Annotated in this window: 9 protein-coding genes and 1 pseudogene; 6 read left to right on the top strand and 4 right to left on the bottom strand. The window is 46.5% G+C overall.

What is annotated here, in order from left to right; translation table 11 throughout:
* Window positions 1-85: 85 nt before the first annotated feature.
* Complete coding sequence (locus ACU1JV_RS08405) at window positions 86-1,069, top strand: LacI family DNA-binding transcriptional regulator (protein ID WP_434954079.1); 984 nt, start codon at window positions 86-88, stop codon at window positions 1,067-1,069.
* Window positions 1,070-1,701: 632 nt separating this feature from the next.
* The gene (locus ACU1JV_RS08400) at window positions 1,702-2,784 is read left to right on the top strand and encodes a collagen-like protein (RefSeq protein ID WP_413987549.1); all 1,083 of its coding nucleotides are present in this window, start codon (window positions 1,702-1,704) and stop codon (window positions 2,782-2,784) included.
* 409 nt (window positions 2,785-3,193) lie between these two features.
* On the opposite strand, the pseudogene ACU1JV_RS08395 reads toward ACU1JV_RS08400, so the two are convergent.
* Window positions 3,194-4,510: pseudogene (locus ACU1JV_RS08395) on the bottom strand (erythromycin esterase family protein).
* 276 nt (window positions 4,511-4,786) lie between these two features.
* Here ACU1JV_RS08395 and ACU1JV_RS08390 point away from each other — a divergent pair.
* The 4 genes from ACU1JV_RS08390 to ACU1JV_RS08375 all read left to right on the top strand — a co-directional run bounded on the left by ACU1JV_RS08390 (window position 4,787) and on the right by ACU1JV_RS08375 (window position 14,943).
* Entirely contained in the window at window positions 4,787-8,812 is a 4,026-nt protein-coding gene (locus tag ACU1JV_RS08390; protein WP_413985666.1) for a DUF5695 domain-containing protein, read from the top strand.
* Between the two features lie 135 nt (window positions 8,813-8,947).
* The gene (melA, locus tag ACU1JV_RS08385) at window positions 8,948-10,246 is read left to right on the top strand and encodes an alpha-glucosidase/alpha-galactosidase (protein WP_413987550.1); all 1,299 of its coding nucleotides are present in this window, start codon (window positions 8,948-8,950) and stop codon (window positions 10,244-10,246) included.
* Window positions 10,247-10,718: 472 nt separating this feature from the next.
* Window positions 10,719-11,663: a copper amine oxidase N-terminal domain-containing protein gene (locus ACU1JV_RS08380; RefSeq protein ID WP_025676185.1), complete on the top strand. Its 945-nt coding sequence runs from the start codon at window positions 10,719-10,721 to the stop codon at window positions 11,661-11,663.
* Between the two features lie 4 nt (window positions 11,664-11,667).
* Window positions 11,668-14,943, top strand: a complete 3,276-nt coding sequence (locus ACU1JV_RS08375; RefSeq protein WP_413985667.1) for a DUF5704 domain-containing protein — start codon at window positions 11,668-11,670, stop codon at window positions 14,941-14,943.
* A gap of 277 nt (window positions 14,944-15,220) precedes the next feature.
* On the opposite strand, the gene ACU1JV_RS08370 is transcribed toward ACU1JV_RS08375, so the two are convergent.
* From ACU1JV_RS08370 to ACU1JV_RS08360, 3 genes are read right to left on the bottom strand one after another with little or no spacing between them, the layout of a single operon-like run.
* Entirely contained in the window at window positions 15,221-16,222 is a 1,002-nt protein-coding gene (locus tag ACU1JV_RS08370) for a DUF5643 domain-containing protein (RefSeq protein WP_413985668.1), read from the bottom strand.
* Between the two features lie 53 nt (window positions 16,223-16,275).
* On the bottom strand, window positions 16,276-17,475 hold the full coding sequence (locus ACU1JV_RS08365) for a DUF4179 domain-containing protein (protein WP_413985669.1): 1,200 nt from the start codon (window positions 17,473-17,475) through the stop codon (window positions 16,276-16,278).
* Window positions 17,447-18,031 (bottom strand): RNA polymerase sigma factor, encoded by a 585-nt coding sequence (locus ACU1JV_RS08360; RefSeq protein ID WP_013369662.1) that lies wholly within the window; start codon window positions 18,029-18,031, stop codon window positions 17,447-17,449. Before ACU1JV_RS08360 ends, ACU1JV_RS08365 begins: the two co-directional genes overlap by 29 nt.
* Window positions 18,032-18,378 lie beyond the last annotated feature (347 nt).

The following is an 18,378-nucleotide window of genomic DNA, read 5'->3' as shown; positions in this document are numbered from 1 at the left end:
GAGTGTAGCTCCTCCTATAGTTTGTTAACGATATCATAGTTGCAGGGAACGTTCCCAGGTCAATACTTTAGATGAGGTGTTAATTTTGCCCACCATAATTGATATTTCACGTGTAAGCGGTCTCTCCAAGTCGACGGTGTCACGTGTGTTAAATGACCATCCTCATGTATCTATTGAAAGCAGACAAAAAGTACAGAAAGCCATTACGGAGCTGGGATATGTCCGCAATACGCAGGGGGTTCAGTTGCGTCTACAGGCAAGCAATCATATCGGTGTGCTTGTCCCGGATGTGGAACATCCCTATTTCAGTCAGCTTGTTAGTACATTAAGTCGATCTTTAGGCTCAATGGGGTATCAACTTGTCATCTATCAGACTGAATTATCCCGGGAGTATGAACGTGATGTGTATGCCCGATTGGCACGTCGAGAAATGGATGCCGTGGTTATTGCTCATTCCCATTTCTCGGAGAGAGAAATTAAAGAATATATAGGTTCTCACATAGGAATCATATGCAACGAAGCGATGGATGGAGAGTTTCTTGATGTCTTTCGATTGGATGAAGAAGATGCGGTCTTTCAAGCGACAGCATATTTGCTGTCCAAGGGGCGCCGTCATCTGGTTTTCTGTATGGATCACCTGACACAATTGCAAGAGAAAAGATGGAATGGGTTTCAAATGGCTCACCAACAATTCGGTCTTGCCTGTACAAAATCACAATGTTATACGGGTCTGATGACTATGGAAGATGGTTATGCCTTGGGAGAACAATTATTTACTTCTGATCAATTACCGGATGGAATGATAACAGGTAGTGACTTTGTAGCTACTGGTTTATTGAAAGCAGCAAAGCAAAGGGGGATATCCGTGCCTCAAGAAATGTCCGTCATCGGATTTGATAACCATTCTGTAGGATTAATGACTAATCCGGAACTGACCACATTAACCAATTGTATTCCTGATATGGTAAGGGATGTTACGGAATGTCTTACTCGGCGATTGAAGGGGATGCGATCTGCTCCTATAACGAAAATCTACAAGACTTCGTTGATTATACGTAATTCTACTTAAAAAAAGTGAAGTGAGAGACAAAGAAAAAAAGGATAGTGAAATCCTTCTATCGGTCAAGAACGAAACATGTCTGAAGAGGAATTGAAGCGTTACTAGATCTCTCGTTGTGTTAATTGAATTTCTAGACAAAATGGAGCATTTAGTTAAATCTATGCGGTATTCGATATAGTCGTGAGACGATGTTTGTTGTATTTATCACAGAAATGATTCAACTAACGGGAAACGATACACTGTCGCGGCAAATGTTCCCTCTTTCATTGAAGTAACGGGCAGAATAGTTTAATCATTAAGGTTTTCTTGGCTCTTCTCGGATGTTGGGAACTGTGAGGTACAAAAAAAGACCCAAATGTGATTTTGGTTGACGCAGTGAAGGATGATTTAAATTATGTAATCATACTGAAAGAGTGTTGTGGTTTGTGGTATAACATCACCCTACTAAACACCCAATATTCTAAAAATGGTTTTTAGTCTAGCGAATAACCGGCCATTCGTCCATGCCTAAAATAAACAACTCACGTACACTGAACTATATTTATAGGGAGGTGTCGTTGTTGAGTTGTCTGGATAAAAAAAATCGTGCAAAAAGAAAACCACATTTGTTTGTCATCCAAAAGAAAAGAAAAAAGAAACTGTTGAGTTTTCTGGATAAAAAAAAATCGTGCAAAAAGAAAACCGCAATTGTTTGCCATCCAAAAGGTAAGAAAATGAAACGACGTCTTCTAGTTATTAAAAAAATAGTGCGGGTACCGTGTCCCCCACCTAAAGGTCAGCAATTACTTCAAGGACTTGCGGGAGCAATTGCAGAAGCTGGACCTCAAGGACTTGCAGGAGCACTTGGCCCCCAAGGATTGGCAGGGCTTGCAGGAGCAATAGGGGCACTCGGACCCGAAGGACTTGCAGGAGCACTTGGCCCCCAAGGATTGGCAGGGATTGCAGGAGCGATAGGCGCACTTGGTCCCGAAGGACTTGCAGGAGCACTTGGCCCCCAAGGACTTGCAGGAGCACTTGGCCCCCAAGGATTGGCAGGGATTGCAGGAGCGATAGGGGCACTCGGACCCGAAGGACTTGCAGGAGCACTTGGTCCCCAAGGATTGGCAGGGATTGCAGGAGCAATTGGCGCAGCTGGGTTGGCGGGACCAGCAGGACCAGCGGGACCAGCAGGACCAGCGGGACCAGCAGGAGCAGCAGGACCAGCAGGACCGGTAGGACCAGCGGGACCAGTAGGAGCAACAGGACTAACAGGACCAGCAGGAGCAACAGGCCCAGCGGGACCCGCAGGGCCGGCAGGTGGAGTATTAGGCTTTGCAGACTTTTTTGCCTTGATGCCTCCTGATAATGCAGCAACTGTTGCTCCCGACACGGACGTAAGTTTTCCGCAAGATGGTCCAATCAGTGGGACTGAAATTACGCGTGTAAATGCGAGCTCATTTAACCTGGCTGCAATTGGTACTTATCAGGTTCTGTTTCAGGTAGGTGTAAATGAACCGGGTCAACTCATTTTAACACTCAACGGCGCTGACCTGGCTTATACGGTGGTCGGGCGTGCAACAGGTACTTCTCAAATAGTAGGAATGGCTCTTGTGCAAACAACGGTCATAAATTCAGTGCTCACAGTTCGAAATCCTGCTGGTAATGCCGCGGCACTCACGATCACTCCATTAGCTGGAGGAACAAGGCCAGTTTCCGCACACCTTGTTATTACGCAAATTGCATAAAGGAAAAGAAATGCCGTGTTTTTTGATAATAATACCAATATCAAATAGAGGCCTACGACATAAATGTATTGCGTTTTAGCGATCACTTCCCAAGACCGACAGGACCGAATATTGTGGAATGAGCAAGGAATCAGGCACATCCGTCCGGCCGCCATATGCACCAGACGGAAAGCCAGGAGATAGGGGGGGGTTCTCCAGATTTCCGTGATGGGGACATCCCTTTTTTGATAGATGCATAAAAACTAACGGACCGTTTAGTTCAATAAAAAAGCAGCAGGCCCAGACAAATAAAAATAAAGTCCGTGCCTTCCACTTTTTGTATTGGAGCCAGTCTCATAGTTATTATCTGAAGCTTGACGGTAAATGTAACCCCGCCATCCAGCATCCCACAGACGTTTCTTGCGAGCTGTTATTCTGAAAATAAAGCATCCGTTGCAACCGGCTGAAGGATAGGCAGTGGCTGAAGGGCGGTGGTCCGATCGAGATGAACAAACGCATTATAACGATCCGCCATGCTGGAAGGCACGTAATTGCCGAACCGCTCATGAGCAGGCTCATATACCACACCGATGGCACGGTGGCCAATGGTCGTATGCAGCATGGAAGATGCATCGGAGAGCATTATCATGCCATTTCGGCCGCCTCCCGCCTGGTGCATGTAATACTCCCAGCTTTCTGGCTGTCCGGGCGGGACGGTCATTTTCTCAACCGGAGATCCCCAAGCTCTTCCAGCCAGTACCTCGCCCTGATAGGTCCCGAAGCCAATGGCAAACACCCGATGTTCTGGATCCTCCCGCAGCAGCTGACCCACATTAACCATGCCATCCGCCATCATATCCGTTGCCCGCGCATCACCGATATGCGTATTATGCTCCCAGACAATGGCTTTTGCCGAGGCCCCGTAATAGGACATGATTCGCTTGAGGGATTCAACCATATGTTTGTCCCGTATATTCCAGGACTGTGGGCCGCCCCGGACCATCGTACGATAGTAGGCCTCCGAGCTGGAGGTGACGAGCATGTTCACCTCTGCATTCAGCTCTTCCTCACTTCCCGGATACGCCATGCGCCGGCTCTGCATCTACTGTAGCAGCTCAACCACTTCTTTCTCACAGCTCTCCGAGAGCAGTCCTGCCGCAATGCCATAAGACTGATGGTCCCTGCTATATGGATCGAAACAGGCGTATGTCCTGCGGGCCTGTTTCAGTTGGGGAGAATTGGTCTCCTCCAAATAACCGATAATCGCTTCCATCGATTCCCATAACGAGTACATATCAATGCCATAAAATCCAACCTTCGCACGGACACTGCCGCCGCCGTGATTCGCCTCATTGTACTCCTTGAGCCACTCCGCGAAATCACGAATGTCCGTATTTGCCCACATCCATGTCGGCCAGCGGGTAAAATCACCCAGTGCATCGGCTGCCGAGGAATCGGCCCCCTCCATCCCTTTAACATACCGGTTCACCCGATAAGCAGAGGGCCAGTCTCCTTCCACACCGATAATGTTAAAACCCTTGCTTGTAATTAGCTTCTTCGAAAGCTCGGCCCGAACTCGGTAGAAATCAGAAGTCCCATGGCTCGCCTCACCGAGCAGCACAATATCTGCATCTCCGATGGCCTTAACCATGCGGTCCAGATTCTCCATTCCATCCAATGGGATAAATAATGCATTCAGCTCTTTCAAATAAGCGTTTTGCTCTGGTGGATTATCATTCGAATTCATGAAGTTGTTCCCTCCTACAGACGGTATGAGTGAATTATTTCCGATTTGTCCATTCATTAATCCAAAACATGGTGTCTGTTGGTATGAATGATTCATCCCACGATTAGGTTGAAATCCTATATAAATCGGTTGAAAATGTTGATTTTACCAATGGACAAGGATTTGTACAATAGAGTTGTAGCGCTTACATTTCCAAGGAGGTTGCGGCGAAATGAAGAGAGATCAGCTGATTGACAAGCAAATCAGGACCCCGAGATCGAAAAGGAGGCCGTGTTGATGAAATTTAAGGGAATATTGGCGGCGTTTTTGTTATTAACCACAGCGTCTGTGTTGTTTGGGACGCATACAGCAGAAGCACATGAACTATCTAATGACAAGCTAACGATTCAGACAGGAGAGCATGGGGAAATTTCGTCTATTCGTATCAAAGGAGATGCTTTTCCGACTGAATATGTCATGAATGCAACGGTGACACCTGAGCAGAATACGGCTGATCATCAGTGGCTAGGAGAGCTGATGTTCACGTACCGACTGGATGGAGGTAGCTGGACGAAGGCATGGACGAATAAATCGGCAGACGCGCGTAAGATCACGACCAGCGGCAACCGCGTTACTGTCACGTATGAGAACTCAAGTAATGCAGAAGGCATACGCAATTTTAAAGTCATTGAAACCTATTCCGCGGAGTCGAATGGTTCGGTACTGTGGAATATACAGGTACAGAATACCAGCGGCAAAAAATTGGAGATTGGCGATTTTGGATTGCCCCTACCTTTTAATGAGCAGTGGACCTATGGTGATGCGATTTACGAAACGAGAGTCGTGACGCATTCCTTTGTCGGCAATAACAGCTCCTATATTACAGCTGGGCGCCCCAGCGGCATTGGTTCTTCCCTGCTATTGATCCCTGATTCCACAACAGGCGCTGGGTTTGAGTATCAGGATCACTGGCGGGATGAAGAGCATCCGGGCAGCAAGTGGGCCTGGAACCCGGCCAACGAAGGCAAATGGCTGGAGGGATTGAATGTATTTTATATTCATTCCAATGTCATCAAGTCTACCAACCGTGGGTATTTGCCCAATACAAGCCTGATCCTGAATCCAGGACAAAGCAAAAACTATGGCTTCAAGTTCCTGGCCGTAAAGGACGAGCATGATGTAAAAGATACGTTGTATCAAGAAAACTTGGTGGATACTACAGTTGTACCAGGCATGATTGTGCCTACGAATCAAAAGGCGAAGGTGGATCTGCGTACCAAGCAAACGATCAACAAGGTGACCTATCCAGACGGAACCGTTATTCCGCAGACGGATAGCAAGGCTGGAGGACATCAGATTTATGAACTGAAATTTACTAAGCTGGGCCCGAACTTCATAACGGTAGAATACGGCAATGGCAACAAAACGGTTTTACAATTCTATGCCATTGAGCCGATTGATCAGGCGCTGCAACGGCACGCTACTTTTATGGTAGACAAAACCCAGTGGAACGTGCCAGGTGATCTGCGTGATAAGGTATTTGACGATTGGATGATGCATACCAAATCCAAACGCAACATTTTCAATGGCTATTGGGGCTGGGGGGACGATTGGGGTCTGACCCACGGACAGTTCCTGGCTGAAAAAAACACGCTCTCTCCAGTCGCCAAAGAGGTGCGGGCTGTAGACGATTATTTGGAGACGGCGATTTGGACGAATCTGATGAATGGACATCATGAGGATTATTTAATTCATGATTTCCTGATGCCGGAACCGAATGATACACCGACCTATCGGGGATATGCATACCCGCATGTATACAATACGTATTTCAGCATGTATAAGATTGCCAAGGAATACCCGGACCTCGTCACTTACAAGCATCCGAAGGAAACCTATTTGCTGCGGGCTTATAACATTTTCAAAGCTTTGTATGAAGGGCCCGTTGCGTACAACTGGGAAACAGGTCTGATGGGCGAGCTGACCACGCCGGATATTATTCAGGCCCTTCATGATGAAGGCTACGATGATGAAGCGAACGATCTCAAGGAAAAAATGGATCGCAAATATAACAATTTTAAAAATACAAAGTATCCTTACGGTTCCGAATATAGCTACGACAATACAGGGGAAGAGGCTGTATATACGTTAGCCAAGCAGAATATAGATACAGAAGGCGAACAAAGTAAAGCCCTGGAGATGATGGGTAAAATCAATGCCAAAACTCGTGCATCACGCGGCCATATGCCTGTATGGTACTACTATACCGATCCGGTGACGATTACCGGGGAGAACTGGTTTAACTTCCAGTACACGACTTCACTTGCGGGATATGCGATGGATGACTGGATTCGTCATCATGAGGACAATCATCGCGAGGAGCAACAACGGCTGTCCTATGCTGCCAAAATTGCCAATGTCGGAGCGATTAACTCCGGGCAAATCAGCTCGGACCCTGAGAACATCGGGGCGGTTGCATGGACGTATCAAGCAGAAAAAGGCAATAACGGAACAAACGGTACTGGCGGCGGTAAAAATGTTCCGCTCTTTAACGGCTGGCGCGGCATGAGCGGTGAGGCTGACCTCGGATTGTTTGGTGCACTTAAAACCTTAAGCGCGGATATCGCGATTGATCCAATTTTTGGATTGACGGGCTACGGTGCAGAGGTGAGTAAAAGCGGTAACGTGTATACGATCAAGCCGCTAGACGGTTTGTTCAAACGAGTCAACCTGATTACGGAAAAGCTGTATATCGAGCTGGAAAAGGACCAGTATACAGAAGCCAAGCTGGCAACATCCAAGGATTATGTATGGCTCCAATTGAAAAATCAAACGCCGGGCCAAGCCCATTCTACGTACGTTACATTTGACGGTTTAAAGAAAGGAACGTACCTGGTTAAAGTGGGTGGTCAATCACAGGGCAAGTTTAATGCGTATGCACCAACTAATAAGCTTAAGCTGGAAATGGGTACAGCATCATCCTATACGGTAGAGCTGACACCAACCACACCTGATCCCAACAAAGCACCTGTCGTTGATGCAGGCAAAAATTCCAAGGTGAAGCTGCCGGATCAGATTATCTTGAAGGGTGCGGCTACAGATGATGGGCTTCCGCAAGGAAAGGTGACTAGCGAGTGGAGTCTGGTTGAAGGACCACAGAACGCGAAGGTCACATTCAGCAGCAAAACATCAATACGTACGAAAGTGGATGTTTCCGAGCCAGGAACGTATATATTCAAGCTGACAGCCAGCGACTCCCAGTTATCAGGAGAGGCTAAAGTAACTGTGATAGCTGAACCGGCGGCACCGTTACCTGAACAGCTTGCCGTTTACAAGTTCGACGAAACCAGCGGTACTGTTGCTGCGGATTCATCGGAAAGCGGCAATGATGCTACCGTTAAGGGAACTGCGGCATGGGCTGCGGGGAAAAGAGGCAACGCTGTCAGCCTGAACGGCAAGGACAGCTATGTGCAGCTTCCGGCGGGGATTGTCAGCCGGGCACAGCAATTGACCGTATCCGGCTGGGTCAAAGCGAACAGCCTGAGCGACTATGTGCGGATTTTTGACTTTGGCTCCGGGACCAATGAATATATGTTCCTGACTCCTAAAGCCGGGAACCGGATGCTATTTGCCATTACGAATCAAGGTAACGGGCAAGGACAGGAGCAGACGATTGATGCCCCTGTATTGCCGACAGGCGTATGGAAGCATGTTGCAGTCACGCTTTCGGGCTCCACAGGTATTTTGTACGTCGATGGGAAAGAAGTGGGACGCAATACCAACCTGACCTTGAATCCAACCAGTCTGGGACAGACGAAAAATAATTTTATCGGTAAGTCCCAGTACCCTGATCCGTATTTCAATGGTCTGGTGGATGAATTCCGGATCTATAGCCGTGCTTTGAATGCAAACGAGGTGGCAGGTCTGGCCTCCGGTACAGCACAGAGTCTGACGGCAACTGAGAACATCACTGCGTTAAAAGAGGTGAATGTAACAACTCATGTCGGTGAAAAACCTGGACTGCCAAGCGTAGTGGAAGCTACGTATGGAGAAGGCTCCACCAAATGGGTGGCTGTGGAATGGGAGGAGATAGACCCTGCACAATATGCTGCTCCAGGTTCGTTTGAATTGAAGGGCAAAGTGGAAGGGACAGAGTTGAAGGCATTGGCCAAGGTAACTGTGATTGAGGCAGGGGCAGTGGCTTCACCGGTAACTCCGATTAGCCCGGAGACTTCAGTAACCCCGCCAACTACGACATCCCAGGCAACATCTGTCTTACCGTCTCGGCTTATCAGCCCAGCTAAATCAGTGGGAGTATCCTGAATGAGAGGCAACAACGCATAGTCATGGCTAATCTTTCCCATCGTCACTTTCTTCCTGCAAAGGGGGAGAGGGGCGATGGGTATCCTTGCATTTGAGGTGCAAAGCTGCGAACAAAATGTGAATGGGGGACAAAGTATGAGCAAGATTACATTTTTGGGTGCAGGCAGTACGGTGTTTGCTAAAAATGTGCTTGGCGATTGTATGTTGACACCTGCTTTGCAGGGCTTTGAACTGGCGTTGTTCGATATTGACCCTGTTAGGCTGAAGGATTCGGAAAATATTTTATCCAATTTGAAAAAAACAACGGGGAGTACCTGTGTGATCCGCTCCTACACTGACCGCAAGGAAGCACTGTGTGGAGCGGCCTATGTAGTAAATGCCATCCAGGTGGGCGGTTATGATCCGTGTACGATTACAGATTTTGAGATTCCCAAAAAATACGGACTGCGCCAAACGATTGCTGATACGGTTGGTATTGGCGGTATTTTCCGCAATTTAAGAACGATTCCGGTGATGCTTGATTTTGCGGCAGACGTTCGCGAGGTGTGCCCGGATGCACTGTTTCTCAACTATACCAATCCGATGGCTGTGTTGACGAACGTGATGAACGTACACGGTGGTGTCCGTACAGTAGGGCTGTGTCATAGCGTACAGGCGTGTATACCCGAGTTGTTCAAAAGCCTCGGCTTGGAGCAGGAAGGTGTAAAGGCAAAGATCGCAGGCATCAATCATATGGCGTGGCTGCTCGAAGTGAGCAAGGATGGGGTGGATTTGTATCCTGAGATTAAAAAACGGGCTGCCGCCAAGCAGCGGGAAAAGCATCATGATATGGTACGCTTTGAAATGATGCTGAAATTCGGCTATTACATTACGGAATCGTCCGAGCATAATGCAGAGTATCATCCGTATTTTATCAAACGGGCATATCCTGAGCTAATTGAACGCTTCAATATTCCCTTGGATGAATACCCGCGCCGCTGCGTGAGCCAGATTGAACGCTGGGAGACAATGCGTGAGGAACTTTTGGGCGATCAGGATCTGCGCCATGAACGGTCGAACGAATATGCTTCTTATATATTTGAGGCAATCGAAACCAATCAGCCCTTTGCCATTGGCGGGAATGTGATGAATACAGGTTTGATTACCAATCTGCCGAAGGAAGCCTGTGTAGAGGTACCTTGTCTAGTCAATCGTAATGGGGTTACACCGACCTTTGTCGGGGATTTGCCGCCTCAATGTGCTGCACTGAACCGGACGAATATTAATACCCAGCTGTTAACGATTGAAGCTGCAATGACGGGGAAAAAAGAACACATTTACCACGCCGCTATGCTGGACCCGCACACCTCGGCTGAATTATCCATGGATGATATCGTTTCTCTGTGCGACGACCTGATTGCAGCGCACGGGACATGGCTCCCAGCTTATGTGTAAGGGAGGCAGATGAATGGGGGGCCGGGGTCGTCAAAAGCTCGCCAGGATTCCTGCTTTGTGAGAAAAAAGTAACGTTTGATTTTTAGTCTGTTATGATTTATGATATAAGAAATATTGGATGATGCTGGAACAATTTATATGGTATGAACTGATATATTCATAGTTTTTGCGCGTGAAGCACACGGGCTGTTTTTTCCTTTTTAGGGAGAGGCAGCCCTTTTTTGTTGAGATTTTGCGGAAGATATAAGTTAAATAAGGAGGCAATTCTATGATTTAGAGGGATAGGTTTCTCATAGGAAATGATTTTTAGAGTAGTTATATTAGTTATTTTTCTTATAGATTTTGTAATTGGGAAACCCTATAATATATAAGTTGTATCCAGTATTTTCCGAAAGTGGGGATGCGATAAGTTTATGAGGTTAGAGATGATATACATAGTTTGAAAGTTTAAGCAGACAAAGGGGATCGAGAGATGAGTATAAAAAAATGGGTGTTGAGTTTGACCGCAGTCGCGTTGCTATGGAGCGGGACAAGTACGATTCCAACGACGGAGGCGGCAAGTAGCACCAAACCAATTGAAGTCTTATTAAATGCGAAAAAAATACAGTTCCCGGATGCCAAACCTTTTCAGGATGGGAACGATTATGTAATGGTTCCAATCCGGTTTGTATCCGAGGCATTGGGTGCTAAGGTGGGCTGGGAGAAAACTGGCGGCCAATTAGCCGTGTCGATAAAAAATGATGCACATGCCGTTAATATGACAGTGGGGCAAAACACCGCTACCGTGGATGGGCAAACCAAAACGTATGAAACGAAGATTATCTTGAAGCAAAACCGTACTTTTGTACCACTGCGGTTAGTGAGTGAGGGTTTGGGACAGTCGGTAGAATGGGATAAGGTCAGCCGCTGGGTCTGGATTGGGAAGAAGGAAATCGCCGCATTGGAGGATACAGGGCATCAGGCGGTGAGTATTGAGCCGTATAAAAAGGCGATTGGGACCACACCAGGGCTTCTAAAAAATATTATTGGTCAGCCTTACAACAAAGTGGTAATTTTTGAACAATATGATTTGCCTGTCAAGATGCTGCGCGACATTTATTCAATTGAGCCTTACACAACCTCAAAGGGGGTACCCTACCTACAGATTAGAGTGAAAACGAACTCTACTGCAGGGGGCATTTTTTTCCTAACAAAGAATAAAGACGCACGTCTTCGTCCAGCACTAGAACAAATGAAGAAAGACAACGGAGATGGTACGAAAATGGTTTATTATCCGATCTATTCATCTGCTGATGAGCTTTACTTAGGCATTAAAAACTATAAATCTTTTAAGTTGAAAGACATTGAGTACATTGGTTTTGATCTCGCATCGAAGGACTATATTCCAATGATGGTTAATCCTTGGAAAGGAAATTAACCATATGAGTAATACCAAACGCATTTTAGCCGTATTTCTGGTGGGGGTACTGCTACTATTGCAGCTCCCACCTTTTTATTTTCCCATCGATAAGGCGGTAGCCGATACGGAAATCACACCTTTGTCTTATTATGCGGACAAAAATGAACGCTATTTTGTTGGCATGATGTATTTTGACATGTGGAAGAACACAGCTGGGGAATGGGTGACCCAAAAGAAGCAGCCTGGAAAAGGGATGCAGGGGGAAGCGACCTTCACCTACAAGTTTCAGTTTCCAGGCCGTAAAATCAAGAACGTTACTGCTCGCTTATATACGATAGCTGATTATATGAGTCATGGTGACTATTTTATAAAATCTCGGTCTGATAATTATGAGGAATATGCGAGACATATGAGTAAGGGCACAAAAGATTCAGATATCCATCCCTTTCAGAAACAGGGAATCGGCTCAGACACTACTATTATCCCAATCACTGTGAATATGAAACTTGATCCGGTAGATCAGGCTCGAAACATCAAGGAAGAGAGCTGCCCTACCTGTGCCAAAGAAGTAGAAGCTTGGCGCATCTACCAGCCCATTTTATTTAAAATCGAACTAGAGAGCGCACTCATCGTCAAGCATTTTACAACTGAAGGAAAGTCTCTTAACAACGTATTTACACCAATAGAAGATGAGCTAAAACCTAATCAACCATATGACTTCATCCCGCCAACCAACCCGAAATATGAATATGTGGGTTACAAGAAGAGCACGACAGGTAAACCGCCAAGCGGAGATATTTTGCCGGGAATTGTACCCGGGTTTACCTATGACGGTTCTTTTGAGCAGTTTACCGCTTATTTGTATTACAAAGAAGCTCAGGGCTGTCCTAAGCCTGGAGAAAGCCAAGAGGGAGCGCCCTCAGATTGCCAAGATCATGAACAGCCAACGAAAGGTGTTGTCTGCTCCCGTCCCGTTCCAGGTCTGCGCTTGGAAACTGCCGAGTTGGACCCAGTAGTATCTGCCGTGATCAAAGCGGACCAGCGTGGTCGGGAACGATTTGACGTATCCAAAGGTATTCCTACCTCTGAAAGCCTGTACGGTCATGTGCAAGCCAAGAGATACCTTTTTCAACATAAGTTTGTGAACATGACGGGTCAGTGTACATATACGGTGAACGTAAAACGGGAATATCGGTTGACCTGGCGGCCTAAGAAAAAATCTCGCCGGAATGAGACGGTGAAGCGAACTTATACTTACCAAATCGTCTGTCCGTACTCCTATTGGAAAATAGACAATTTGGAGGTATATGGTATCAAAGAGGCTACGCTCCGAAACTATGCGTTACCCAATGAAGCAATCACCCTGCGTCCGCAATCCTATACTCCCCCTTCTTATATTGCGGCGACCCAGGGTAACTTTTATCCGCCCCCTGCACCAGGGACAGTGGATGGAGGTAGTCGTAGCAAAAACGGCGGCAGCAGCAAGCCCAGTGTGCCTGATGATCGCAGTGTACTGAAATCTAAGGCAGAGGAGGCAGTTAAGGAAATTGAAGTGGAGAACGATACTTTGACCTTTGAAAACAAGGTCATTATGAATCCAGAGCGCGTCAAGGTAAATGGCCCTAAACCAGGTGTGATTCCCTCTTCTGGAGCGATTGGGGCCGATGTGCTGTACAGTCCGAATCATGTGATTGATAAGCATAAGATGAATAAGCCCGACACGCCCAGCAGTGGTGACATAACTTACGCTATTCTCAAAGGAAATATCAATGGAGGTGCGGATAAAACGTTGCCGATACAGGGGATCAATACAGTGACTGTCCACACTCCCGTAGTGAATCTGTCTACAGTGTCGGATGATGCTGCTCATAATCAGAAAACCCAACCTACGAAGGGACGATCCGCACTTATTTTGGAGCGTCCTTTCCGGGTGACGATTTCGACAGCAGGTCCGCATTTGAATATTCCCGGCTATGGTGATCGGGAGTATGCCAAATATGTACGAACCAAGCAGGTGCGCTTTCCATTCGATGTGTACGACAAAGGAAAGACGCATTTTTATCCGCGAGGTACCTGGATTGAGATTCCGGTACTACAGCTGGACACAGACTTTTATTTGCCTGTATGGGTCGATGAAGGCAATTATACAGTCGAGTTCCGCACCATTGCCGAAAATGCACCGGATGGATTCACCGAGCAGCGCCATGCCAACACGGATCTCGCCCATCATGTTGCCAATGATGTGGTGAATATTGAGGTCATCGGACGGATGTATGATTTTCATATCACGGATATTGCAGATTACCATTGGGAGCGTGTATTTCGACTGCAAAAAGGAAGCCCAATGCATAGCGGCCTGTCCTATTGGACAGGGCTTGGCAATATTGACGGGTTGCCTAGAGGGAACCCGGAGCCCTTCACATTGCCTGTTCGTCCTGGCAGTCATCCATTTGAAGGTTACGCAAATGTGGCGGTCAAGACAGGCTATCATTTCAAGTTTGACCTCAAAACCAAAGGCAATATGTTCAGCGCCCGGGATGGAATTCGCATTACCCCTTCATTTTATTGGGTGAGCAAAGATGGGCGACAGCGGGAAGAGGTAGATCTGTATACACATGCAGGCAGTCGAAAATTTATCCGCGTAGGATCGGCGGAGGACCGGGAGAAGCGATATATTATTTTGAATGAACGGCTACGCAATGTCCCTATGGAGGAAATGCAGGATACAGCAGCCTACCAATATCAACATGGACTGAGTGAGGCAGAGCGGAGTCAGTTAACGCTGGAACGTTATGTGGCGCTGTATGCCCAGCGCATTGCACGCAGCAAGACATGGATTGGGCGCTACGACTGGCTGGTGCTGCCTGCGGCTGTACGTACCTTGATCGGTCCAAAGACAGACCTGCCGGAGGGGGTTGATGCCGATCGTGCGAATGCGGCGATTCAGCGCTGGTATGGCGAGTATAGTCTGCCTGCCGATGTGTACGCGGTCACCAAAGGAACGGATTTACGTAATGTAAGCCGAGAAAGGGAGCTAAACGAACATACAGATCTATTCAAGAAGACAGGCTTTATAGTGGTTCGTTTTAATTTGGAATCGCTCCGTCAGGGGGACACCGAGCATCCACATTTGCAATATATCAATGGCCCGCTTTTGAACCAATGGCAACTGGAAGGATATCGCAGAGAGATAAAGGACCCATACGGGCACACCTTTCATTTACAGGATGGGGATATAGTATTTTATCATGCAGACCAGTCTAGTCGGGACGACTTCAATTCCTTTGTCCCTCACTAATTGGGGTATACAAATTAAGGATAATCTAAACTTATCTTTGACGATGTTGTACAAGCTTGACAAGCTCCTGTGTAGAGCGCTCGGTCGCTTTCCAGCTTTTTTACCGATGCTCCCTTACTGTGCAGGTGCAATGTGAGCGGATAATTGAAGCCACTTCAGCACTAGTATAATCAGTAGAACCAGTAAAGTAAGCAGGGGAAGGAATGGCTTAACGTAAAGTAAACAAAACGAGCAAGCCTGGATTCTCTTTCAGGCTTGCTCGCTTCTTGCATCGATGTTATTGGGCTGGCACGGGAATGGTCATTTCGAGTTCCTTAATGTATGTTTTATCTCCGTTTTTATATTTCCCGTCGGCTCCCTTGCCTTGACCGACAACACTCCAATTAGAGGGATCGACTGTAAATGTATACGGTTTGATCGTCACATATTGGGGTTTGCCGCCTATAGCACTGTACAGCTCATCAATATGATACTTCGTTCTAGGCTTGCTATGATAGAAGCCGACTTTCCGTTGCTGAAGCGTTTTCCCCTGATCATCTACGATGTCATAATACATCATGGATGGAGCGTACTTTCCTGTCTGCTTGGTAGATGCAGGCACTTGACCTTCGCTGTCTAGCACCAGCCGGGTTGTACGGGAGGCAATATCGAGCTGTTTGACTGTATAACTGAAATCCCCACTCTTTTGGGTTTTATTTGGCTTGATACTCACCATATTACCGTCCTTTTTAACAGGGACTTTAAACTCAAAAGGCTTGCTGATTCTGGTAACCCCTACCTGGATAGTCATTTCAAACTCGTCTGGAAGTGTATCCAACTGATTGTATTCAGCTTCTACGGCGTTCTTTTGAGATACTTTGTCTCCGAACGAGCCAAGGCCTTTAAATGCCTTCCCATCAATCAGAATTTGAGGCCTCTTGATATAGCCCTTCTTTTGATCTTTCTCAGGAACCATATACTTCTTGAGGCTTTTACTGGCCTTGGCATCTACTGGGAGGTACAGGCTCATGACTCCCTCAGGTAAATTTTTGCCTTCACGTTCGATGGAGAAGGACAAGCGTGTGCCATCATAAAACACATCGCCAAGCTTCAGTGTAACCCCGTCCTGCGTTAGGCTCAGATTGGAAGAAGCGGCTTGCGCGGATTTCGCGTCACTAGTGGCTGCTGCAATGGGGGATATGTTTTTTGGTATGGCTGCTCCTGTTCCTATTATCGCGAAAGCCGAAGTTGTAAGTAATACCCGTTTTAGGAATGTTAATTTTAAGTTTGTTTGTTTCATTAGATATGTTCTCCTCTCATGAAATGAAATTCATGTATTGAAAAAATTGGTGATTAGTTATTCAGGGGAATCTTCATTTCGAGTTCCTTGATGTACGTTTTATCTCCTCTTTTATGCTTGCCGTCAGATCCCATGCCTTCACCGACAATACTCCAATCAGCCGGCTTGACGGTCAAGGTGAAAGGCTTAATCGTCACGTATTTTGTATTTGGCTTAAGTGCATTATACAGCTCATCCACATGGTATTTTGTTCTAGGCTTACTGTAGAAATAACCGAATTGGCGTTGCTCAATAACGTTGCCCTGATCATCCACAATATCGTAATACATCATCGTTGGCGCATACTCTCCCGTTTGCTCCGAGGAAGCAGGCACTTCACCTATACTGTCTAGCACTAGACGAGTCGTTGTTGAGGTGGATTTAAGTTCCTTCACGGTATAACTGAAGCTACCAATGGTTTTTGTCTCATTCGGCTGGACAGCAATCATGGTGTTGTCCACTTTTACCGGAACCTTAAATTCATACGACCCGTCAACACCTGTAACTGAAGTTCTGACCGTCAAATCAAATTCATCTGGCAGGGAGTCCAATTGCATGTATTCCCCTATAACTGAATTATTTTTGCGTGGATCATCCCCAAACATGAATCGCCGAGAGTCCACTTTTTTGTCATTTATCAGTACTTCTGGACGTTTAAGGTAGCCCTTAAGCTGATCCTTCTCAGGCACTTTATGTGCCTTTACCCATTCGTCATCGCTATTTTCAGTTTTGGCATCCATAGGTATATAAGGATTCATAGAGGTTTCCGGCATATTCTCGCCTTGACGCTCAATGGAGAAAGACAGGCGTGTACCGTCATACAGAACATCGCTTAATGTCAACGTAATTCCGTCATGAGTCACACTTTCATTAGGATGACTGAGAATGCCCTTATCTACAGCAGTCTGAATTTCATCCGAGCTCAATCCATAAAAAATACTGCCAATTCCGGGAATTTGCTTGAGTGTGGCCGCCATCGTGGGTGATACAAACCCGGCGCCTACCACTCCTGTCCCTAATATGCCAACTACGGATGCCGCCAGAACAGCCCGTTTTGCAAATTTCGATTTCGTCGTCTTTCTTTGCATGGCTCTTTTTTCAATCTCCTTCATAATTTGATCACTCATACTGCCTCTGGGCATGACTGATTCATTGATCCAATCCTCCAACTGGTCCATTTCGCGTTCATAAGGTGGTGTTGGGCGTTTGTCCATTAACAAGTCCTCCTTTGCTTCTGTGGTCCAGCAGCTTGCGCCGAAGCCGCTCATATTTTTTGCGGATGGTTGCCGACTTCAAACCCATGATGTTGCTAATCTCCTCAAAGCTGTATTGCTCAACAGCCTTCAGTAGCAGAATATGACGCTCTTCCGGTGTAAGATAAGTTAGCAGTTCTTCAATTACGCTTTTATAAGGTGATACTTGGACGATTGGATCTTGTTCCTTGACTTGTTGAACCAGTCTGAGCCAGCGGCTGTGCTTCTTTTTGATGTTCATTAAGTGATGGTAGGCCATTTTGTATAGCCATGCCGAGAAGCTGGTTTGTCTGCTGTATTGATGAAGATTCTCATAGGCTCTGATGAAAATGTCCTGAACAGCGTCCTCTGTGGCTTCATGATTCTTCAAAATATAGAAGCAGTAGGTGTACATCTGCCGCTCGAATTGTCGAATAATGATTTCGTAAGCCTGCTGTTCACCAGCCTTGACGCGCTCTACGGCCAGCTCAATCTGGCTGTGTTTATCCTGTTGATCCCCGGGGATGGTTGCCTGCAAGAGCTCACCTCCTTGTATTTATGTCTATATAACAATCGCAACGGGGCGTTTTGTGACATCATTTTTGTGAAACCTTGATAGGTATGTATGTTTTGATCACAGCTCGTCCATTTTATCATCTTATGATATTCGGATATGCCCACTTCAACTAACATGGTCGTTTCACGAAATGAACCGTTAGTACGGGGGCTAATGGGGACATTTCAATGGAAACGAACAATAACACGGATTTGTGTAGAGAAATGCACGGATATTTAAACGCGTTTGGAGGAACAGCAAAACTATAATAATAAGGAATTTAAATTATGTAAGCGCAATCATTTTGGGTGTTTGCTTGTCATCACAAT

This window comes from Paenibacillus sp. T2-29, assembly GCF_052921365.1.
Note: the sequence above shows the minus strand (reverse complement) of the source record. Positions and strands in the feature narration are given on the sequence as shown.